Below are 22,862 nucleotides of genomic sequence, written 5' to 3'. Positions count from 1 at the left end.
CCTAGGCGCTGCTCGCATGACGAAGGAACTGATGAGCGTGGAATTGCACGTCTGCAAAGTTGTTTGCCGAAAGCTAGCCGTCGTTGCGGGCGTGGTCGCCGCATCCTGCGCGCCGGCGCCCCAGGCGACTGCCGGCGTCTTCAAAGTTCCGGTCTACCAGTCGGGAACCGAGGGCTACAACATCTACCGCATTCCCACGATGGTGAAGGCGGCCAACGGCGATTTGCTTGCCTTCGCCGAAGCCCGCGAGGGAGGCGACGCGAGTGAGATCGACATTGTCGTCAAACGCTCGACGAACGCTGGTAAAACGTGGAGCCCGCTTGAAGTCGTGCAAGACAACGCCGACTTTCGCCAATATTTCCCCGCCGGCCAAACGCCGCCGCCGATTACCGTCGGCAATCAATCGCCGGTGGTCGACATGCTCGATCCTGCCCACCCCGGCCGGATCTGGTTGCCGTTCACGCTGGAGAATGATCGCGTCTTCATTTCCTACAGCGACGACCATGGCGTTACTTGGTCGAACCAGGTCGAAATCACGTCGACTGCTAAGAATCCAACGTGGGATTGGTACGCGACGGGGCCAGTGCAAGGAATTCAACTAACACGCGGCGATCACGCCGGTCGCCTGATCATCCCCTCCGATCACGGGGCCCCGAACGCGGCGCAAGGCGCTCACGTCCTCTACAGCGACGATCACGGCCAAACGTGGCAAATCGGCGCCGTCGACACGAATGTCCGAAGCCAGTCCGACTCGTCGCCGAACGAAAACTTCGCCGTCGAACTTGTTGATGGACGCGTTTACTTCAATGCTCGCGATGGCCATGCCGACAATCCTGGCAATCGCGTCTTCGCCTACAGTAGCGACGGCGGAATGACGTACGATCAGCCGCAGTTCGTCCACGATCCACGGATCACGACGCCGGTCGTGCAGAACTCCGGAATCCGCTTCCGCGCCGTCGACGAAGGCGATGCGGAGAACGTCATTCTTTACTCGGGCCCCGGGAATGCATCGGCTCGGCGAGATCTCACGATTCGCGTCAGCAACGACGAAACGGCGTCTTGGAGCAAGTCGACAGTCATTCACCAGGGCCCCGCGGCCTACTCCGATCTCGTGAAGCTCAATGACGAGCGGTTCGGCGTCCTGTTCGAGGCGGGCGATTCGCTCTACGACGAGATTCTGTTCGCCTACATGGATTACGACGATCTCGATCCCGCGCCGTGGAACGGAGTTCACGGCGACGTCGATCAAGACGGCGTCTTCAATCAGCAAGACGTGTCGGCGTTCATCGCCGCCTGGACTCCGCTATCGGGCGAGTACTTTTTGGGCGGCGTCGACAGCTACGCGAATGGCGATCTTAATTTCGACGGCCGCCTGAGCTTGGCCGACGTGTTCGAACTTCGTCAGCAACTTATCGCGAGCGGGCTTTCAGCTGAAGGGCTGGCTCAACTCACGCAAGTCCCTGAAGCCAGTTCCCTGCAGTTGTTCGTGATCGGCCTGATCACCTGCGCCTTGCGCGGCACGCCTTGACCGGCCAGCAACCGGACGAGTCGACGTCACGCAGTGTGGAAAAAATTTCGGCAACCAAAGAGTGCGGCCTGTGCGGCGTGCGCTGACGGCAAATCGGCGACCGCGCACTGCTTTTCGACTTATCAAGGATACTCTCGATGACTCGCATACCAAAATTATTGTTCACGGCGGCGATCCTTACCTCGATCACTCTCCTCATCGCTAACCCAGTGATGGCTGAAGCCGTCTTCTCGTACGACTCCTCGCTCGGCACGCTGCCGACGGCGCAGGGATGGACGGCGTTCGAGGTCGATACGACAGGGCCGCTCACGGCGGCGAATGTCGCCGGCACGGCAGCAGCGAACGCCAATGCGGTGATCGAAACCGTCGGCGGCGTGCCCACGCTCCACATGCGCGACACGCTTAGCGACACCGGCTTCGACTTGCCGAGTTACCTCTACGCTTGGACGACGCAACAACAGGAGACGCTGCTGCAAAAAGGGGTGAAGTTCACCATGGTGTGGCAAGGCCTCACTGCGGGAGCGAGCAACGGCAATGTTCGCTTTGGTTTTAACAACACGCAGTTCGAAGCCCAAAACAGCAACATTCCGGCCGACCGCACAATCGAGGTGACGAATTTCAGCTCGACGCTTGCGCCGCTCGATGGCCAGTTTCACACACTGACGATCTACGGCCGCAAAGTAGGCACGGAGTTCATCTTTAGCTTGAGCGTCGATGGCGCCGCAGAAGTTTCTCGCAGCATCATCGTCAACCCTGCGCCGACGCAGCTCGAATCGGCCGTCTATTTTGGCGGCAACTCAAGCGCGAGCCTCGGTTCCGACTTTCTTGTTCGCACGATCACGATGGAGACGTTGCCGCTGACGGCGACGATCGATCGCAACGCCGGCCCGCGCGGCACGCTGAAGATCGTCAACAACTCGACGCCGCTAAACATCGTGGGCTATTCGATCGCATCCGCCGGCGGCGGCCTCGATCCGACGGGGTGGACTTCGATTACCGACGCCTACGACGCCGGCGGCAATCAGTCGGTCGATCCCAACGATCAATGGGCCAAGCTGAGCGGCGCCTCCGTTCGGAACAACCTTGCCGAGTTCGAACCGGACGGCGACGGCGCGAACTTTGCCACGGGGCAAACGATCAATCTCGGGAATGTCTGGGTGCAGAGCCCGACGGAAGACCTAGCCGTCGAGTTGTTGCTCGCCGATGGATCGGTCGTGCCAGTCCACATCGGCTACTACGGTAACGGCAATCAACGCTTTAAGTTCGGCGATCTCGACTTCGACGGCGATTTCGACGTCGCCGATTTCCAAACAAAGTTTCGCCTCAGCTTCGGCACCAACACGCTCGCTAAGTCGGAAGCGGAACGCTATCAGGCGGGCGACTTCAACTCAGACGGGATCGTCGACGAGTTCGACTTTCTGAAGCTTAACAGCGCGTACCTAGCGGCCAATCCAGGGGCAGCGCCGCTATCGTTCGCGATTCCAGAGCCCGCCACCGCTGGTTTGCTGGCCATGGGAGCAATGTTGCTCGCTTGCGGCCGTCGCGCACGGGGGCGTGCCCGGCGTGCCGGAGCGGCAACGATCGCAACAACAGTCGCGGCAGCGATCTTCGTCACCGGCAGCACCGGCGCGAATGCTGCGGACCTCATCGCCCATTGGAAGTTCGACGAAGCAGCCGGGGCTACGACCGCGGCCGACGCGATCGGCGGCGTTCACAACGCCACGAAAGCGGGCAACGTCAACTCGGGCGCGGCTGGCATCATCGGCAGCGCCTGGCAGTTTGGCGGAACCACGGCCGACCATCTAGCAGTCGCCACCTCCGCCAGCAACGACGCGTTGCTCACTCTCGGGGAAAACTTCTCCGTCTCCGGTTGGGTGAAGACCTCCGCGACCACGCTCGGCACGATGTTCAGCATCTCCGACAACAGCGTCGCGAACGAAGAAGTAATGTTCCGGGCCGTCAGCGATCAGGGCCCGCTGGGCATCGCGTCGGGGAGCGCCGACTTCTCGGGCCGGCCTACCGTCGGCACCGGCGAAGCGGTCACGGTCAGCAAGGTGAACACTGGCCAGTGGCGATTTCTCACTTACGCTCAGAACACCTCCGGCTGGAGCTTGTACGTCGACGGCGTGCTGGAAGATAGCGGCGTCGCTGCCGATGGCTTGGCCAGTCCTGCGGCGATTGGCGCCAACATCGTCACCATTGGCGCCCACAACCGGATGGGAACGACCACGCCGGGATACACCTGGGCGCTAAACGGCGCCATCGACGATCTCGCCGTATGGAATGGCCGTCTCACCAACGGCGAAGTACAGAACCGTTACCTCGCCGGCCTTAACGGGATCAACGCGGCGACGCCCTTCACGGCCCAGCTGGCGCTTAAGGTGAACGAGACGACGGGCGCCGTGTCGCTGGTGAACACGTCGGGCGTCGCGTTCGACGTCGACCTCTATCGCGTTCGCAGCGCCGGCAACTCGCTGGCTCCTGGGCAATGGCTGAGCCTCGACGACTCGAGCTTCGATTCGAACGTCTGGAGCGAACTCGCGGCGACGGCTGGCAAGGTCTCGGAAGGCGCCTTCGGCGAGTCGACGCTGTTGGCGACTGGCATGTCCGACGTCAGCCTGGGCACGCTCTACAACAAGACGATCAACGCAAAGGATCTGGTCTTCGAATATCACGTCGCTGGGACGCCCGAGACGGTTCTTTACACTGGCGCCGTCTCTTATGTGACCGGCGGAGCCTCGGGAGCCGACTTCGATGCGAACGGCATCGTCGACGGGGCCGACTTCCTCCGTTGGCAACGCAACTTTGGCATCAGCAACGGGTCAGCTACGAAGGCTCAAGGCGACGCCAATGGCGATGGCAACGTCAACGCCGCCGACCTTACCGTGTGGAAAACCCAGTTCGGCACGCCCGGCAGCGCCACGAGCACTGTCGCCGCGGTACCTGAACCGGCGACGTTCGCCCTTGCGGCATTGACGTTGGCGGCGATCCTCGTCGTGCATCAGCGTCCTAAACGCTTGGCGGCGGCTCGCTCGGTCGCGTGCGGCACGGCGGCCATGCTCGCCCTATCGGTAACGACGGCCACGGCGGCTGTCACGGTCGACCGCAACTACCGCCTCGGCGACGACGGAGCCGAAGGCGCCTCGATTGGCGCAGTGCTCGGCTCTGGAAACGGGTTTAGTTCAACCTTCGATAGCGCAGGCACGAATGGCGCCGGTGACCTCCAGGATCTCAATGTTGCTGGCGGGCCGACGTACATTAGCGTCAGCGATCGCCCTGGCGCCGGCAGCACGCGCGGGGCTTCGTTCGATGGAGTCGACGACTATCTGTGGACGCCGATCCATCTGGCTGTCCCGAGCGACGTCTGGGACAGCACAACGCTCTTTCCCTCAACGCCTTTCCCCCACAACTACGAGGGGATTCGCGGCCAGATGATGCAGCTGTGGGTGAAGCCCAACAGCGCTCAGCAGAATGTTCGCCAGGAGATTATCAACAACACCGGCGAGCATGGCGTCGTTATCACCGAAGACAACAAGTGGGGCCTCCTTTCCGACGCCGAACCGGTGATCAACTCCGGCGCCGCCGTCGGCTTTAATCAGTGGTCGCACGTGCAAATGATCAGCGGGTTCAGCGACCGCGTGAACGGCCGGTCCAACGTCGGCGGCGCGCTGCTGATCAACGGCGTTGCAGTCGCGGCGCGCAACGACGCGGTCGAGTTCAACGTCAACCAGCTGCTAACGGTTGGCGGCTCGCGGGTGACGCAAGATCTGCCCATAACCAATCCGTTCCGCGGGGTGATCGACGACGTGAAGGTCTCGGTTTGGGGAACGAGTTCCGCAAACGCCGCGAACTATGGCACGCTCAACCTTGCCACCGACAATGAGTGGATCGCGACGCAGCTGGCCGGCAAGCCGCTCGCCGACGTCAACCTCGACGGCGTGGTCTCCGGAACAGGGACGGGCCCCGCCGCGACCGACGACGTCACGAAGATGCTCCAAGGCTGGGGGACGACGAAGCTCGTCAACGGAGTCCAGTTCGGCGATTGGGCGACGCGGCAGCAAGGCGACCTCAACTTCGACGGTGAAGTCGACCTCTACGACGCGTTTATGTTGCGGCAGGCATTCAAGGGACTCGGACTGGAACTGAACATGGAAGTGTTTGCTGCCGGCGTTCCCGAGCCAACGACGCTTGGCATGGCCGCTGTGGGATTGCTCGCCATTGCACACGCACGCCGTCGCAGGAAATCTTCCGCCCAATAACGCTCTTACTCCCCCATTCGATCTCGCGTCGCACGGACGCCCTGTTTCGACATGAAGAGGTCTCACATGCACTCGCCACTACTCGGCCGCAACCGCTTTGCTCGTCTAGCCGGCTTCACGCTGGTGGAGCTGCTGGTCGTCATCGCGATCATCGGCGTCCTGGTCGCGCTGCTCCTCCCTGCGGTGCAGGCGGCCCGCGAAGCGGCGCGACGCTCCACCTGCCAAAGCAACTTCAAGCAAGTCGGCGTCGCGCTGCAGAACTACCATAGCGCTCACGGTGCGTTTCCAGACGGCACACGCTACACCACGGCCGATACTAACGGCGTTTACAACTTCACGCCGACCAAAGGCATCCCGGCCGGCGCCAACGCGAATAGTTATCCCGGTATGGGCTGGGGCGCATATATCCTTCCCTACATGGAGCAGCAGCAAGTCTTCAGCATGATTGACTTCAACAATGCTCAAGGAAACTTTGCACCGCGATCGTGGGAAGCGGCGGCGACGCTCATCCCCAGCTTCATCTGCCCGAGCGAGCGGAATCAGGAAGCATGGATAGACTGTTGCACCGATAAGGATCACGCGGGCGTTCCCGCGTGGGACTGGCGAATGACGAACATGGCCGGCGTCGCCGATAGCCGGAAGGCGTTCAGCCGCAAGCCGGCTGGACGTGACGATGACGTAAATCACCCGTTCGTGCCGACGCCGTTCGGCAAAGGGATTCTCTACAACTTCAGCGCCGTCGAAGCCCGCCATGTGACCGACGGCCTGAGCAACACGTTCATCATCGGTGAAATGGTTTCTGCCGAAGGGATCGACGCCGCTGGGCAAAAAGTCTGGGTGGCTCACGGTTGGATCACGCGGAATGTCGCCGACTTGGGCCAGGGGGTAAACGGTCCGCAATCGGTGCCGGGCGGCCGCGACGATACGGTCGATCCGTTCGACGGCGACGGCGGCAATCGCCATGACGAATTCCACCGCGAGCATGGCTTTGCGAGTTGGCATCCGGGCGGCGCGCACTTTGCGTTCGCCGATGGCAGCGTCCAGTTTTTCGGTGAAAACACTGATGCACTCGTTCTTTGGGCTCACGCCACCAAAGCGGACGACGACATTGTCAGCGGCGGATCAGCGAGCGGCGTTGTCACCGGCAGCGACGGCGTTGGCGGCGGCAACCCGCCGCCGCGCTAAGCCTGCGTTCCTGCACTTACGCAGATTTGTTTCGCCATACCTCTCAACAACAGCCATGAAGTTATCAGTACAAGAAGTCCGCGCGACAGGGATGTCGCTGCTTGCCGTCGCTTCCTCGCTTCTATTCGCCGTCGGATGCGGAAACTCTTCCGCCATCGACAAAGTCGTCGTTAGCGGCGTCGTGACGCTAGACGGCCAACCAATTTCCAACGGCGAGATCCGCTTCATTCCCACTTCGGGGACGATTGGACCAGTCTCCGGCGGGGCGATCAAGGATGGAGCCTACACCGCTCAAGCTAAAGGAGGCGTCCCCATCGGCACGCACCAAGTCGAGATCAAGGCATACCGCGCGAATCCGAAGAGTAAGACGGCCAGCGCCGAAGGGGGGGCCGCCGAGCAGTTTCTTGACGCCCGCTACAACGCGCAAACGACGCTCACCGCCACGATCGAGCCTGACACTGAAACAAAAGATTTTCAACTCACCAGTAAGTAAGCACGCTTGATTCGCCTCTTCAATTCTGCATCACTTCGAACCCACCGCGAGGGACTAATGATGAACACCCGTGCCACGCTTCTCTACGCCTCACTTTGTGCGGTGTTTGTGGGGGCGTTCAGTGCTCCGCCGGCATCAGCCGCGTTTCTATTCTCCTATGACGCCTCGACCGGACAGCTCCCGACGGACCAAGGTTGGCTCGCCTACGAAGTCGACCTCGACGGCCCGTTGACTGCCGCGAATGGCAGCGGGACGACCGCCAACAACGCGAACGTCGCGCTGGAGACGCTCGCCGGCGGTCCAGCGCTCCACATCCGCGACACGCTCACCGACGCGTCGGTCGATCTTCCCAACTACTACTACGCCTGGACGTCCGCCCAGCAGCAGGCGTTGCTGACGCAAGGCTTGAAGTTCACGATGGTCTGGCAAGGGCTCGCCACCACCAGCTCAGGCAAAGGCAACCTGCGGTTCGGCTTCAACGGCACCGAGTTCGAAACGCAAGCCGCCAACATTGGCGCTGATCAGGCGATCGAAGTCCTCGGGTTCAGCTCGACGCTCGCTGCGATCGACGGCGCCTTCCACACGCTGGTCGTGAGCGGGCAAATGAACGCCGGCAACTTCGAATTTTCGTATACTGTCGACGGCGGCGCGAGCGTCGCGCTGCCGATCATTGTCAATCCCTCGCCGACGCAGATTGAATCCGCTCTCTATTTCGGAGCCCAGTCGGGAGCCAACCGCGGCGCCGATTTCTATGTCCGTTCGGTGGTGATGGAGACGCTCAATGTGCCGGAGCCGACGACGGCTTCGCTCTGCGTCATCGGCTTGGTTGCGTTGGCTTGGCATCGAAAGAATGGTTAGCTCGTATGAAAGTGATCAACGTCGCGGATGACGTGAAAGGATTGTGGGCGGCCATCCCCATGCCGTGGAATGCCGCCGGCCGACTCGACGAAGCGATCTTCGCACGCAACGTCGATCGGCTGGCGGAGGCCCGCGTCGACGGCATTTACACCACCGACGCCGACGGTGAGTTTTACGCGATTGAACTCGACGAGTTTCGCTCGATCATCGTTCAGTTCGCGCGGGCGATGGAACGCGTCGATTGCCGAGCTCAAGTCGGCGTCACGTGGACGAACACGCAAGGCATCATCGATCGCATACGAGTTTGCCTAGACCACGGCATCAACACGTTCCACATCTGCTACCCCTACTTCATGCCGCTCAACGCCGGCGACGTGCGGCGGTTTTGGAACGAACTGGCCGAAGCGGCGCCCGCGGCGCGCTGGATTCACTACAACACGCCGCGTGGTCATGTTCGCATGCTTGGCGCCGAGTACCGCGCGCTTGTCGCCGAGTTTCCTGAACAATTCATCGGCACGAAGCTCGGCACGCAGAACTATCTCGAGCTCTCCGACATCATTGGCGCCACGCCGCAGCTTTCGCACATCCTCACCGACTTCACGGTCGTCCCCGGGATGCTGCTGGGGGGCCGCGGCACGTACAGCTTCTGGGTGAACTCGCTTCCCGCATGGCAGAGGCGGCTTGTCGACCTCTGCCAACGGGGCGAGTGGGACACGGCGTCGGCGATGCAGCGCAAGTTCAACCTCTGGGAAACTTCGTGCGTCGAGCAATACGTTCGTCGCGGTTATCTCCACGGCATCATTGGCAAGGCCCGTGCGGCGGCGAGCGGATTTCTGGAGGATAACGGCCGGACGCGTTCGCCCTATCAGCCGTTGCCGGCCGTAGATGCGGGGCGACTGGCCGCCGACTTCCGCGATTGGTGGTCGGAGGAACTCGCTGCCGAACGTTTTTCCGCCAGCCTTTAGCCATTTAGACAATAATCTGATCAAGACTATGAAGATGCTTCGCCTATTTGATGTAACGCGCGCCCTGCTGGCCACGACGTTCTGTTTCTCTTCGGCCTGCTTCGCGCCAGCGCCGCTCATCGCCGCAGAAACGAAAGCGGCAGCGGCGGCCGAGCCCTACTTCTACACGCAGCCCCTCTTTGAAGCCGGCCGCGACGGCTATCGCTGCTACCGCATCCCCGCGATCGCGGTCGCGCCGAAGGGGGCGATCCTCGCCGCCGCCGCCGGTCGTTTCAACGGCCACGGCGATTGGTCAAACACCGACCTCATGCTCCGCCGCAGCACCGACGCCGGCCAAACTTGGGACGAGCAGCAAGTCCTCGTGAACGATGGCGTCAACACGGTCGACAACCCATGCTTCATCGTCGACGCCAAGAACGGCGAAGTTCACCTGATGTACCAAGTCGCTTACCAGCGCGCCTATTTGAAGACGAGCCGCGACGACGGCGCCACATGGTCGGCCCCGCACGAGATCACGTCGGCATTCGACGAGTTCCGCACCCGCGACGGTTACGAGTGGCAAGTGATTGCGATGGGCCCCGGCCACGGCATCACGCTCAAAACTGGCCGGCTCGTCGTGCCAGTATGGCTCGCAACCGACAAACGCCATCGCCCGTCGATTTCGACGACGGTCTACAGCGACGATCGAGGCGAGACCTGGCATGCCGGCGACGTAATCGTCGCCACGACCGACGAGACGCCGAACCCGAGCGAGACGGAACTGGTCGAACTCTCCGACGGCCGCGTTCTTGCCAACGTTCGCAACGAATCGAAACGCCACCGCCGGCTCTTCTCAACCAGTGCCGACGGCGCCAAGGGGTGGAGCAAGCCGGAGTTCCAAGAAGCTCTCTACGAGCCGATCTGCATGGGTGGGAACGCGACGCTCGTCGACGACGCCGGCAAGACGACCGCCCTGCTCTACTCCTATCCGAACAGCGGTCCCGGCACTGGCCCGACCGGCAAGGAGGGCAACCGCGAACGCCGCAATCTGTCGGTCCGCCTTAGCGGCGACGATGGTAAGACCTGGAGTGTCCCGCGCGTTGTCGACGCCGGCCCCAGCGGCTACAGCGACCTTGCGGTAGATCCCGATGGAACGGTCTACCTATTTTACGAAGCGAAGAGCTTGGAGCCGAAGGGCCCCTTCATCCCCGCCACGCTGACGCTGGTTCGTTTCAACCGCGCGTGGTTGGATCAGGAAGAGCAGAAGTAAAATCGCGGCAATCGAGTGATCGCCAAAAAAAGAAGCGAGCCCCCGCGCCATCGGCGCAAGGGCTCGCTCGGTTCATCGTTGCGAGCAATTACCCCTTATGCTCGCGAACGGCGAATGCTGATCAGCCCCAGCGAAGCCAGCGCCGCCATTGCAATGGAGGCTGGTTCCGGCACGGGCGCCGACGAATAGTGAATGTCGGCGAACGTCGTGTTCGCGAATTCATTCGGGTTGGTGAGATTCGGAGCCGTCTGCGTGTACATCGACACCGAGTAGTTCACCGGGCCGCCTTCCAGATTGGCGTAGGGAAGCTGGCCGCTCGTTTCGAGCCCCAAGCCGCGATTGATGAAGTACTCGATCGTGCTTTGAGCTGGGCCGTTGCCGTCGCCGGCGGCCCGCATCGTGAAGCCCATCAGGATCGGCGTGCCGGCGACGTAACCGTTGCCGTCGGAGAGCTTGCCGAAGAGCTTGAAGGGAGCCCCGCCGCCGAAGGCGACGATTTCGCCGGCGTCGGAATTGATGATGAACGACGCGGTGCCCGTGATTTGGCTGTCGATGTGAAAGCCCGCTTCCTTACGCGGAGAATTCGAGCCGACGGCGAGCGTGACGGTCGTCCACACGGTGTACGAATCGTCGATGCTGAAGAGCTGATTGCTGGCGCCTAGGTCGGGCGAAAGCGTGACGTCGTGGCGATTGGCGAAATTGCCGCCGACGCCGTCGTTGACGAATCCAGATTCGTTGATCGTCACGGTGCTCGGGGCGCCGAGATTGACGCTGTTGCCGTTCGCGGTGACGAGGTTCGTCGTCGTGAAGTCGTTGAAGACTCGCGTCGACAGTTTCAGGCCGTTGATTGCGGGCCCGGCCAAGGCGACCTGAGCACCGAGGCAAGCCGCTATCGCGGCTGACAGAACCAACATTCTTTTCATTATTCGATCCTCCCCAATCAATGAAGTTGACCACTGCTGACAATTGCGGCGACGCCCATGCGAACGCATGGTGAAGAGACGTCGCATCGTTAGTTACAACTGACTCGCATCGACGACCTCTTCGCCATTTTTGCTGCCGAGAGCGTTGAACACGGCCACGTCGATATTAAAGCTGTGCTGGTGCACCGAGCCGTCGGCAAACGCCGAGTTGATGCCGCTGGTGTGAGCGGAGCCGAAGAAGAACACGTCTTGGCCCCCGGTGCAGTATTGCGAGACTTGCGGATCGCCGTTGAAGCAGACTGATAGATCGCCGTCGCTCAGCGGGGGAAGGGCCGTCAGCCGGATGGTGTCCGGATCCCAGCCATCCGACCAGCCGCGATCGTCGGATCGCGAGCCGTTGCCGGAGCCGTCCATATTGCCTTCATAGAGGTCGCTGCGGACGACTTTTTCGCTGATGACCAGCGTGTTGCTGAGGCCGTCGGTGATTTCTTGGACCTTCGTGGCCGAAGGCGCGCCGTTGGGCCGTTCGCCAACGGCTGGAGCGCTCGCTGTGGCGGCGGTCGTCATTTTCCAAGGCGTGCGGACGATGACGCCGTCGAAGACGGACGAAGGATCTGGTTGCCCATTGCTACGGCACCAAAATGCCTCGTTGGCAACGGTCCATTCTGTGCCGCCTTTGAATGGATTGACTTGGGACAGTGCGTATCTTACTCCAGCGTTGGCGCCGAGCTGTGGGCATCTGAGCGTCATCGGTTGCGCGGCGGCGTAGTCCATCAACGCGTTGTTTGAACCGCCGGTCGATGTTCTACGCGACGGACAGTTATAGGCCGGCACCACTGTCTTTGTTAGCAGGGCGTTGGTCACGAGTCCCTTCACCGCATTTTGTTCTAAGTACGGCAGCAGCTGGTACGCCCAGCCGAGCCCCTGCTTGTTGGCGCCGTTGGGCGTGCCTGGGTTCGAAGTTCCGCCGCTCGTGAAATTGGCGATATCGGGGTTCGGTCCAACGCCACCCGTAGGGAAGATACGCTGTGCGCTGAGATGGTTCTGCATCGCCAAGCCCATCTGCTTCAATCTGTTGGCGCAGTCAGTGCGCCGCGCCGCCTCGCGCGCGGCTTGCACCGCCGGCAATAGCAGCGCCACCAGCACGCCGATGATCGCGATGACCACGAGGAGCTCCACTAGCGTGAAGCCGCGAATCCTAGAGCGGAATTGACGTCCCATGACAAGTTCCTCGACCAAAAGCCACTTCTCTGTCACTTCGTTTCCGACGCACTTTTACCCTGCCCTGTCGCCGTCGCTCAGTTGCTGCGACGCCCACGCTGTCCGCGCGAGGAATAGCCGATGAGTGCCAACGCAACGCATGCGCCAGCAAGCGAGGCAGGTTCAGGCACCGCCTGCACCGCCGCGGCAGCCGACGGCTGCCCGAAGCGATCCTTCCAAACAGTCAGGTCAGCCGCATTGACGGCGCCATCCGCATTGGCGTCGCCGACGCCATTCGTCGCGCCGGCGGCTGTGCCGAATCCACGCTGCCAAATCAAGAAGTCTTTGCCGTCGACGATACCGTCGTTGTTGAAGTCTGCATCGTTCGCCGGCGCCGCCGCCAGCGTCAGCGACAGATCGTCGAAGAACGCGCTTTGCGGATTGGCTCCGGAGTTGACGCCGTCGTTCATGATCGCCGAGACGCGTACATTCACCGCGCCCGCGGGGGCGATGCCGTTCACCGAGTATTGACGCCACGTATTGTCATTCAACTGACCAGCCGTCTTCAGATTAACCGTCACTGGCGTGCCGATGACAACGTTGCCTGCATCGAGGAAGGCGAGTTCGATCAACGTTTGCGTCGGCGAAGGCGAGCCCGAAATCGCCGCCAGTCCTCCTGAATAGTTCGTCTCCCACTTCGACCAAGCGGAGAAGGTGTAGTTGCCTCCCACGGTGGCCGCAACAGTTTGCGAGAGCGTGGCGTCCGAAGGATCGGCCAGCGAACCGGAGAATGCCTTGAGCCATACGCCGTTAGCGCCCGGCGCTTGACGATTGGCGAAGCTCGCTCCGCCTGCCGTGTCGCGACCACTGGGCGATTCGGTGAGCGTGAAGGAGCCGGGGAACTCGGGCGGCAACAGGTTGAAGTTCGGGTTCGCGAGTTTCTCGGTCGTCGGCGCACTCGATCCCGTCAGCGAGAAGTTGTCGACGAAGGCCGATTGGCTGGGGTTCGTGTTGAAGACGCCGTTGAGCATCGAGGCGCTGACGCGGATGTTTGCCGTGCCGGCAGGCGCCGCACCGCTCAGCGTGTGCTGAATCCACGTGTTGTTATTTGGGACAGGCCCGCGCGCCGTGCGTAGATCCATGGTGATTGGAGTGCCGATCACGCTGTTGCTGGCATCCAAGAATGCCATTTCGAACAGGGTGTTAGTCGGCGAAGGCACCGTACCGGTCTGCCCCGGGTCCAGCGGCGAGAAGAAGTCGAGATTGGTCACGCCGCCCGCATAGTTCTGCTCGAACTTGGACCAACCGGTAAAGGTGTAGTTCTCACTGGCAACGCCGGGAACGATTTGCGAGATGACGCCGTTGACCATTTCCGTCGACGTATCGCCCGCGGCCCAAGGGCGTAACCAAATGCCATACTCGCCGGTAACCGAGGCCGGTTGATTGGCAAAGCCCTCGCGAGTCACGGAATTGACTTCAGCCGATGATCCTGTGCGGAATTCTTGCAGCGTCCAATTCGGGACTTCGATCGACTGAACTTCCAAATCGCCATTGAGCAAGAGATTCTGTGCGCGAACCGGCGACGAAATGACGCAGGCGATGAGCGAGCAAGCGATCAAGCATGAGGGAAGCAAACGTTTCATCGGTGACATCTCCTGAGACGGCGCGACGCTCGTGAGCAATGCTTCACGGGCGGCCGTTAACGGTGAACTCAATTGAGGATGAGCGATTGGTTTCGAAGAGTGGCTGAGTCGAAAAGAGTAGTTGGCCGCATTGACGTAGCGGCTAGCAATTCAATCCAGCTGAAAAGTTTTGATTCGTCGCGATGCAACGCATCGATTGTCTCGAACGCGATCGGGTAGGCGTCCGTGTGCGAACAGACTTGCTTGGATGAGATTTGCCGCTGACCCTTAACCTACGCCGACGATATGAATACTGCAAGCGCTTTCAGTGCTATTTTTCTAGGGATTTTCCGAATGGATCCCAGATACGACAAGGTGCTGGCGCGGCCAAAACTTCGCTGCCCAGCCCACGAGACTAGCTAAAATGATGCCGGCCGAAGGCTCCGGAACGGTCTGGCTAGAGGTTTCGCTCGCTGCTCCACTCCCAGAGCCCCGTTGCCAGCGTAAAAAGTCTGCCCCGTCGACGTCGCCGTCGCCGTCTGTATCGCCGTTAGCTGGCGTCGCCCCCGCTGCATCGCCAAAGCCGTTTTTCCAAATGCTGAGGTCCGCGGCATCGACGACGCCATTTCCATTGAGATCGCCGTCGACGAATACCTCGTCGAGGGCTGACCTGACGCCGGGCAAATTCGCGAAATCTCGAGAAGCGCTCTGCTCCCCTTCCAAGTACTCCAAGAGGGCCATCGTCGACAACACGACGTTCCAGTTGTCTTGCGAAGCGGGAACATTCGTTGGCCCGGACGCCCCCGTCGCCCACCGCGCGGAGTCGGCGATCCCCAGCGGCCCGTGCAAGTTGCCGTCGTCCAGCAGCGTGCGGAGCGCCTCTTCGGCGCCCGGAGCGCCGGCCAGCAGCGCGAAGCAGACGCTCCACGGCATGAACAGATCGGACTGGCCGAAGTTGTTGTAAAGGCTGTACTGCTGATAGCCCCCCGTGCCGCCGTCGCCTGCATCTGGCTGGAAGAGTTCAGTGCGTCCGAGTTGCGCGAGCTTCGCAGCCGTTTCGCGTTCGTAGCGGACGAAGTTTTGCCAGGGATTCGTCGCCAACGAGCGGTTCGGGTAGTTGTCGACGCCGCGATCCGACGTGTCGACGAACAAGTTCAGCAACGCCTGTTCGAACGGCGCGCGAAACTGCGACTGGCTGTGCGTGAGATGGGCGTCGTCGGCGTTCACCAGGAACACGCGCGAGCGATGGGTATCGGCGTTCCAGCGGCTCTCCAGCGGCACATGGTGTGCATCGGAGACTTCTGCTGCGAGCGAGATGGTCTTTCCTTCGTTCGTGTAGCCATCGTACGTGCCAGCAGTGAAACCAGACGCGGGTAGATAGGCGAGACGAAATCCGTTGGGCGCGGCGAACGCGTCGAGTTTGAATCTGTTCTCGACCGAATTGATTACTGCCGCCAGGGGCGCGGGCGTCGTCGGCTGCGACTTGTAACGGTGAAGCGCCAACGCGATGAACGATGCATCAATGCTCGACTCTTCGTTGGCGCCTCCCGGCAGGCCTGCCGACGCTGGATTGATGAAACGCGTCGGCACATTCGTCGTGAGATTGAGGTTGGTGTTCAGCGACGCCGCGACTTGAGTGGCGAAGGCGTCGGCGTCGGCTTGGCTCACCCAACCTCGGCGGACGGCCGACGGCAACATCCACAGGACGCCGCCGGTGGTGTTCATCGCCGCCACATTGGCGTCGTTGGACGTGTTGTAGATGAGGCCGGTCGCGCGGTTGCGCGCCGTCCAAAGTCCGCTGAACTGCCGCTCGGCCAGTCGCTCGGCAATGCTTGCGATCGGAGCCGTTTGCAAATCAATCGCAGGGCCCTTCTCGCGGAGCTTGAAGTCGTCGAGGTAGATCGAGCCGGAAACGCTGCCCGACTGCGGGGTGACGACGAAACTCGTGACATACGTTCGCGAGAGATCGGGCGTTCCGGTGACGTTCCAACCCGCCGAATTCATGTCGAGCGGCGCCGACAGTTTCGTCCAACCAGGTCCGGCCGGGACGCTAAAGTTGTAGTAGGCTTGGTGAGCGCCGTTGTCGCGATAATCTTTGATTTCATACTTGAGATTGAGCGGCGCGCCCGTGTCGTTGCGCACGTAAGTTTCGAAGCCGTCGTAGCGCGTGAGGTCGCGGGTCTGGCGAAGACTTTGCCCCGCCGTTTGGCTGGCAAAGGTTTGGAAGAAGCCAAATCCTCCCGACGCGATCGTGCCGAGGTTCGCGCGGATCGACGCGGCGCCCGAGTGGACGACGCCCGTCTCGCGCGTGACGCCCGAAATGTTGCCGGCGGAGAACGGGCCCCCCCAGTTGTTGAGAAATTGCGAAGCGCCGAGTTGGCCAGTTCGCTCGCCGTCAAATAGCGTCGTAACGGCCAGATCGCCCGCCGCTGCTCGCGGCGCCGCGAGGAAGTGCGGAGCGGCAGCCATCACGCCGAACGCGAAGAGAAGGAGTGGTCGCATGGTTCAAGGAGTAGCTACGAAGAGAAATTAACGTCGCTGTGCAAGAGGAGAAATCGACTGTCAAAGTAGGGGAATTATCGCGGTCCTTCGCAGGCGTGCATCTCGCCGAACGCTTGCCGCTGCGGCCGGCGGGATCGTCTCCGGCCTACTGACGCGAGCGGGCGTTTTCTCAATGGCAGGCAATCAGCTGCCGCACGAATCGCGAACGATCAGTTTGGATTGCAGGACAAGTTTCGTTGGAGGTTGCTCCACGTTGTCGAAACGTTGGCAAAGCAGATCAATCGCGGCTGCCCCCATTTCGCTCATCGGGACGCGAACGGTGGTCAATCGCGGTCTGGTCATGGAAGCAACGCGGGTGTCGTCAAAGCCGACGACCGGCAAATCGGCCGGCACGGCGAGTTGCGCCGCCAGCGCCGCGTCGATGACGCCAGCAGCCATTTCGTCGTTGGCCGCGAAAACTGCTGCGCCACGGCGAGCCCACTCGCCGACGTTCGCGGCCGCGAGGTCAAACGCCGTGTCGTATTGGTAATCAAGATGGTGAACGTCGTCGGGACCGACTTCAATGCCGAATTCCGCCGTCACCTCGTGGTAGGCGTTGAGGCGTTCCATCGAGTCGATGTTCGTCACGGGACCGCCGACAAAGACGATGCGCCGCAGATCACGACGCCGCAGGAGATGCCGCAGCATCGCAATGGTGCCGGTTCGTTGATCGATCACCACGCTGTCATGCTTCACGCCGTCGACGTCTCCGTCGAGGATGACGAGCGGAACCGTCGCCTTGCGCAGCGTTTCGCGGATGCGAGAGGTGATCTCGGAGATCATCACGACGAGACCGTCGACCATGCCGTGGTCCGCGACGGCCGCCATCAACTCGCTGCCGTCGTCCTTCGCTACGGCTGAAGAAATCATCAGCTTGTAACCGAGTTCCCGCGCACGCAGGTTGGCGCCGCGAATGATCTCGGAGTAGAACTCGCCATGCAGATCGGGCAGCACCAAGCCTAAGATGTGGCTGCGGCGCAGCATCAATCCCCGTGCGAAGACGTTCGGGCTGTAGCCGAGGTCGTTGATTGCCGATTCGACGCGCTTCCTTGTCTCTTCATTGACGATATTGCGACGATTCAGCACCCGTGAAACGGTGCTGATCGACACATTGGCTTTCTTGGCAACGTCTTGAATCGAAATAGGCACGATCGCGATTTCTCCGCCCGCTCCCCAGGCGATGAGAGCGCTTTCATGCCACTATAAGGCGAGCGGTGGGCGGGAGCAACGATTACTCCGTTTTGCATTGGCGCTCCGGAATTGTGCAAAGAATCCGGCGCCTGCCCTGTTTTCGGCGGCAATGCCGCTACAGAAAGAGCTTTAGTCCTCCGGGCAGGACTCTCAAAACCGGGACGATGGCGTGTTTGCCAAGCTGGTTTGCCCGAAGCGGCGGCCCCGCCGGAACCGCTCAGGCTGCGGCTAGGCAACATCACTAAGTTGAATCCTCGTTGCCCTTCATCCGACGTCGAAACGGACCACCTCGCCAAATTTCGCTGCGCGTCGCTGGCGCGGCGCCTTGCGAAATCGACTAGCAGCGAAGCTCAATGCAACATCGTTTTCGACTCGAATCGCTCCATCTCTGGTTAGAACCTTACTCTTGACGTGGGAGCAGCGACGTCACCGGCGAGGCTTGCCGGGAAAGAATGCGTTAACGCGCTGTTGGTAGTCTGCATACTCGGGCCGGCGATCAACGAGCGTCCGTTCCAAGAGCGCAACGCCAGAGATGCGAAGCAACAGCAACGACATGAGCGCCGGGCTCGCGATCATCGCCGCAGCGCCGCCATTTGCAGCAATCAGATAAATTCCCCACCAGACGCAGAAGTCGCCGAAATAGTTTGGATGCCGAGTGAGGCGCCATAGTCCTTGGTCCATCACGCGCCCGTTGTTCGACGGATTGCTCTTGAATCGAGCAAGTTGCCAGTCGCTAACTGTTTCAAAGCAGAATCCGATCAGCCAGATCACGGCGCCCGCTCCGTCGAGCCAACTCAATTGAGATCGGTCGTCGAGCCAAGCCGCTAATTGCACAGGCAGGGCGACAAACCAGACGAGCGCTGCCTGCAAGAGAAAGACGCTAAAGAGGCTAGACCACCAGAATCGCGCGGCGGCTCGTTGCCGCATGGCGGCATATCGTCGGTCCTCGGGTTCTTGGCGTTTCCGCCAGAATAAGTGGATCGACAGTCGCATCCCCCACAGGGTAACCAAAGCGACCAGCCACTTAACGCGCCATGCTGTCGCCCCGACAAAGGCCCACGAAGTCCATGCGAGCAGCACAAACCCCAAGCCCCAACAGACGTCGGCGATGCTCGCATCCCGAAGGCGGACGCTGACCGCCCATAGCATCAGCGACGCCGTCGTGACGATGGCGAGGTTAAGAAGCAGAAGTTCGAGTAACTCTCGCAAAGCGCGGTGTTCCCCCGCATCTCGCTTTGTTCAACGTCAATCTTCGCGTACCCAACGTTTGATTGCCGTCCACATGCAAGCTGGTAGGCGGCATCCGTTCTGATGCGAGTCGAAAGATCAGCCTTCTCGCGCCGGCAGCGGGGCTTATCGAGTTGGACTTGCAGCACGCCAATCGTCCGCTCCTCGAACCCCGCCTCACAGACGCTTAAATAAAAATCCCATAGCCGTATGAACCGCTCGGTGCAGCCGATGTCGCGAACCTCGTCGAGTCGGTCGCGAAACGTTTGGCGCCAGCGACGCAACGTCTCCGCATAGTGCGGAGCAAAATCCTCGACGTGCACAACGCGGAGATCAGTCGCTCGGCCGACCGAAGCGAGGATCGAGCCAAGCGACGGGAGGCAGCCGCCAGGAAAAATATGCCGTTGGATGAAGTCGATGCTATTCAGATAAAGATCGTACCCCTGCTCTGGCATGACGATCGCCTGGATGAGCATCGAGCCGTCGGAGCGGAGCAACTGACTGCAACGGCGAAAGTATTCGTCGAGGCGCTGGTGGCCGACGGCTTCGATCATTTCGATCGAAACGAGCTTATCAAACTGTCCCGCGACGTCGCGATAATCCTGCTGAAGCAGTTCGACTCGCCCCTGGAGTCCTTGGGCGGCAACGGCATTTGTTGCGTAGTCGAACTGAGCTGGCGAGATCGTCGTCGTCGTCACGTGACAGCCGTAGTTACTGGCAGCGTGAATGGCAAAGCCGCCCCATCCGCTTCCGATTTCAACAACGCGGTCATCGGGTTGCAGATTGAGCTTACGGCAGACGCGATCGAATTTTTCCACCGACGCCTCCTCCAACGATGAGCTGACTGCCGGAAACACGCCGCATGAGTACGCCATCGTTTTGTCGAGCCAGAGGCGAAAGAACTCGTTGCCGAGATCGTAGTGCGCAGCAATGTTCCGTTTGCTGCCAGACAGCGAATTGTCTTCGCGCCGGGCTTGGAACCTTCGTACAAGGTTCACGAGCTTTCCCACGACGCCACTCTCGGTGGCGGACAGCGAAGCAGCGTTTCTTGCGAAGATTCGCAGCACGGAAGTCAGATCGTCGCAATCCCAATCGCCGTCGACGTAACCCTCCGCAAGCGCCAAATTGCCGCCCAGCGCTGCTCGGCGAAAGATCGCCTCGTCATGAACAGTCGCCTCGCCGCGTAAGTCAGTCGCGCGTCCGAAGAGCGTTTCGGTGTCTCCCAGGCGTAACGTCAACTGGCCGTCGTCGATGCATGCAAAGCGATCAAACGCCAGGCGACGGGCAGCTGCGTTGATCCAACGCTGAGGACCGATTGGGCTGCGCGACGTCGGAGCCAAGCCGCTCATGAAGAAACCTCCTGAGTTTGCACTTCTGGATTCGAGGAGGACGACCGCGAGTCGGCGATGAAGTCGCTGGCGCCCGCCATTTCGTTCCGCACGCCGTGTTTGGGATGTGGCACGTAGGCAGCGCCTTTCAGCCACAGTCGCAATGCTTGCCAGTAGATTCCGCTGGCGATTTGAACTGTCATCAGCGGGTAGCGGCATAGCACGCGGGCGAGCGCCAAGCCCGTCAGCGCGCGGCGGCGTAGAACCATCGTCGCTTCAAGGGCCGGCTTCGCTCGAACATTCTCCGTACTGGCGTTCGAAATCTTGATTGCCAATGAGTGATCAGGAACGGTTAGCCGAAATCGGTACTCGTACTCCATCTTCAAGAACGGCGAGACGTGCAACCGCTTGGCGGTCGCCGCTCGAAGCGCGCCGTTCTGCACTTGGCCGGCGTCAAGCACGTAGATATGTCGCTCGCCCCACGGCGTATTCGTCACCTCAGCCACGACCGCCGCTAATCGCTCCTCCGCGTCGAAGCAATAATAAAGGCTGATCGGATTGATCACGAAGCTGAAGTATCTTAGGTGAGTCAGCAACCGAATCGGGCCAGCCGGCCTGACGCCAAGTCGCGATTTCACGAGCTCGCGGACTGAATAAGCGAGCGATTCTGCCGGCGGGCCGAAATGATCGTCCCGTCGAAACCACGCCACGTTGGCTCCGCGCGACGACCACAGCCAGCGGTTCGAGAAAAGCGTGGGTAGCTCATCAAGATCGAGGTAAAGCATGAACAGCTTGTAAGCGAACTCATGCGCGAACGGCGCATGGCGCCTATGTCGGACAACGCCTTCGTACAGGCAACTAGCGCGGACCATCAGGAATGCTCCGCGACGAGTGTTTCGGGAGCATCCGCGACCACGCACTGGGGCACGCTGCCGAGGCGGCTCTGCAATGCCTCGACGACGGACAGGGCGCTGACGACGCCGTCTTCGTGAAAGCCATTTCGCCAGTACGCCCCGCAGAATGAAGTCCGATTCGCGTCTAGGAGTTCACGGTGGCGAGCCTGCGCAGCGGTTCGGTTTGACGTGAATACAGGGTGCGCGTAGTCGAATGTGCGAATGACTGACGACGGATTGATTTCCCCCGAATCATTGAGAGTGACGCAGTAAGTTCGCGGCGACTCGATCCCTTGCAGCAGGTTCATGTTGTAGGTGACGGTCGCCGCATCCTCCTTGCAAATGCGGTAATTCCAGCTCGCCCAGGCTCGTGGCGAGCGCGGCAACAGCGTCTCGTCAGTATGCAAAACCGCCCGATTTCGCTGGTAAGGGAAAGCCGAGAGAATCTCAAGTTCCACGCATGTCGCGTCGTTGCCGAGGATACGCAGCGCTTGGTCGCTATGGCATGCGAAAATCACATGATCGAAGCTTCTCGATTCTCCGCCTTCGAGGGTAAGCGCCACGCGGTCGGCTGAGCGGCTGACGCGTACAACGGCAGAGCCAAATCGGATGCGATCGCGAAATCCACGAGTTAGGGCCTCGACGTAGGTCCGCGAGCCCCCGTCGACAACGCGCCACTGCGGCCGGTTTCGAAGCGCTAACAGACCATGTTGCTGGAAGAACTGAATGATGAACTTCACGGGAAACTGCTGAAACGCGCCGCGCGGGCACGACCAGATCGCCGAGCCCATCGGGTGAAGGTAGCGATCGACGAAGTATCGTGACAGGCGGTGGCGCTCACAGAATTGGCCGACCGTCGCTTCATCCGTCAGCGTCGCGAATTCGGCCTGTGAAACGTGATTGAAGCGAAGCACATCAGCCAGCATGCGCAAGTGCGCAGGGTCGACGATGTTGCGCGGCTGGGCGAAAAGAGCCGAGAGCGTGCGGCTGCCGTATTCGTACCCCGTTGCGGCGTCGACGACGCTGAAACTCATCGAGGTGGGGGACGAAGCGACGTCGAGTTCTCGGAGCAGCGCACTGAAGTGCGGATACGTTGCCTCGTTGAACACGATGAAGCCGGTATCGACGGCGTGACAGACGCCCTCCGCCTCGACGTCGACCGTGTTGACGTGCCCGCCCGCGTAGCCGTTGGCCTCGTAGAGAGTCACTTCGTGCTGCTCGCCGAGCTTGTAGGCAGCGACGAGCCCAGAAACACCTGCGCCGATGATTCCGATTCTCATGGGAGGACGATCACCAGCTCATGGTGAGTTTAAAAACGTTCAAAACGTTCAATTCATCCTACGGGAGGCGAATGCCGCCGCCAAGGATTTCCTCGCTCATAATTCAGAGAAATTGCGAAA

Annotated in this window: 16 protein-coding genes; 7 read left to right on the top strand and 9 right to left on the bottom strand. The window is 61.0% G+C overall.

Annotated features, from left to right (window positions below):
* Positions 1-16 precede the first annotated feature (16 nt).
* The 7 genes from PLANPX_RS18550 to PLANPX_RS18520 all read left to right on the top strand — a co-directional run bounded on the left by PLANPX_RS18550 (position 17) and on the right by PLANPX_RS18520 (position 10,537).
* The gene (locus PLANPX_RS18550; RefSeq protein WP_152100171.1) at positions 17-1,528 is read left to right on the top strand and encodes an exo-alpha-sialidase; all 1,512 of its coding nucleotides are present in this window, start codon (positions 17-19) and stop codon (positions 1,526-1,528) included.
* Positions 1,529-1,665: 137 nt separating this feature from the next.
* Entirely contained in the window at positions 1,666-5,787 is a 4,122-nt protein-coding gene (locus PLANPX_RS18545; protein ID WP_152100170.1) for a LamG-like jellyroll fold domain-containing protein, read from the top strand.
* A 66-nt stretch (positions 5,788-5,853) separates the two neighbouring features.
* Positions 5,854-6,972: a DUF1559 domain-containing protein gene (locus tag PLANPX_RS18540; RefSeq protein ID WP_172992163.1), complete on the top strand. Its 1,119-nt coding sequence runs from the start codon at positions 5,854-5,856 to the stop codon at positions 6,970-6,972.
* A gap of 55 nt (positions 6,973-7,027) precedes the next feature.
* Positions 7,028-7,465: a hypothetical protein gene (locus tag PLANPX_RS18535; protein ID WP_152100168.1), complete on the top strand. Its 438-nt coding sequence runs from the start codon at positions 7,028-7,030 to the stop codon at positions 7,463-7,465.
* A 57-nt stretch (positions 7,466-7,522) separates the two neighbouring features.
* On the top strand, positions 7,523-8,323 hold the full coding sequence (locus PLANPX_RS18530; protein WP_152100167.1) for a hypothetical protein: 801 nt from the start codon (positions 7,523-7,525) through the stop codon (positions 8,321-8,323).
* A 5-nt stretch (positions 8,324-8,328) separates the two neighbouring features.
* Positions 8,329-9,288 (top strand): dihydrodipicolinate synthase family protein, encoded by a 960-nt coding sequence (locus PLANPX_RS18525; protein ID WP_152100166.1) that lies wholly within the window; start codon positions 8,329-8,331, stop codon positions 9,286-9,288.
* A 28-nt stretch (positions 9,289-9,316) separates the two neighbouring features.
* Positions 9,317-10,537 carry a sialidase family protein gene (locus PLANPX_RS18520; protein ID WP_172992162.1) on the top strand — a complete coding sequence of 407 codons (1,221 nt, stop codon included), beginning with the start codon at positions 9,317-9,319 and terminating at the stop codon, positions 10,535-10,537.
* Between the two features lie 95 nt (positions 10,538-10,632).
* On the opposite strand, the gene PLANPX_RS18515 is transcribed toward PLANPX_RS18520, so the two are convergent.
* The 9 genes from PLANPX_RS18515 to PLANPX_RS18475 form a co-directional block, all read right to left on the bottom strand.
* Positions 10,633-11,460, bottom strand: coding sequence for a PEP-CTERM sorting domain-containing protein (locus tag PLANPX_RS18515; RefSeq protein ID WP_152100164.1), 828 nt, complete (start codon positions 11,458-11,460; stop codon positions 10,633-10,635).
* 93 nt (positions 11,461-11,553) lie between these two features.
* Entirely contained in the window at positions 11,554-12,681 is a 1,128-nt protein-coding gene (locus PLANPX_RS18510) for a DUF1559 domain-containing protein (protein ID WP_152101927.1), read from the bottom strand.
* Between the two features lie 77 nt (positions 12,682-12,758).
* Positions 12,759-14,303 carry a dockerin type I domain-containing protein gene (locus PLANPX_RS18505; RefSeq protein WP_152100163.1) on the bottom strand — a complete coding sequence of 515 codons (1,545 nt, stop codon included), beginning with the start codon at positions 14,301-14,303 and terminating at the stop codon, positions 12,759-12,761.
* Between the two features lie 318 nt (positions 14,304-14,621).
* The gene (locus PLANPX_RS18500; RefSeq protein WP_152100162.1) at positions 14,622-16,784 is read right to left on the bottom strand and encodes a dockerin type I domain-containing protein; all 2,163 of its coding nucleotides are present in this window, start codon (positions 16,782-16,784) and stop codon (positions 14,622-14,624) included.
* Positions 16,785-16,967: 183 nt separating this feature from the next.
* Complete coding sequence (locus PLANPX_RS18495; RefSeq protein ID WP_152100161.1) at positions 16,968-17,972, bottom strand: LacI family DNA-binding transcriptional regulator; 1,005 nt, start codon at positions 17,970-17,972, stop codon at positions 16,968-16,970.
* Positions 17,973-18,440: 468 nt separating this feature from the next.
* Positions 18,441-19,223, bottom strand: coding sequence for a DUF1295 domain-containing protein (locus PLANPX_RS18490; RefSeq protein WP_232536179.1), 783 nt, complete (start codon positions 19,221-19,223; stop codon positions 18,441-18,443).
* Complete coding sequence (locus PLANPX_RS18485; protein WP_152100160.1) at positions 19,163-20,590, bottom strand: SAM-dependent methyltransferase; 1,428 nt, start codon at positions 20,588-20,590, stop codon at positions 19,163-19,165. Before PLANPX_RS18485 ends, PLANPX_RS18490 begins: the two co-directional genes overlap by 61 nt.
* Positions 20,587-21,441, bottom strand: a complete 855-nt coding sequence (locus PLANPX_RS18480) for a DUF1365 domain-containing protein (RefSeq protein WP_152100159.1) — start codon at positions 21,439-21,441, stop codon at positions 20,587-20,589. Before PLANPX_RS18480 ends, PLANPX_RS18485 begins: the two co-directional genes overlap by 4 nt.
* Positions 21,441-22,742 carry an NAD(P)/FAD-dependent oxidoreductase gene (locus PLANPX_RS18475; RefSeq protein WP_152100158.1) on the bottom strand — a complete coding sequence of 434 codons (1,302 nt, stop codon included), beginning with the start codon at positions 22,740-22,742 and terminating at the stop codon, positions 21,441-21,443. Before PLANPX_RS18475 ends, PLANPX_RS18480 begins: the two co-directional genes overlap by 1 nt.
* Positions 22,743-22,862: the final 120 nt, after the last annotated feature.

Origin of the sequence: Lacipirellula parvula (assembly GCF_009177095.1) — a bacterium.
Taxonomy (GTDB): Bacteria; Planctomycetota; Planctomycetia; order Pirellulales; family Lacipirellulaceae; genus Lacipirellula; species Lacipirellula parvula.
This window is presented reverse-complemented; position numbering and strand designations above follow the sequence as displayed.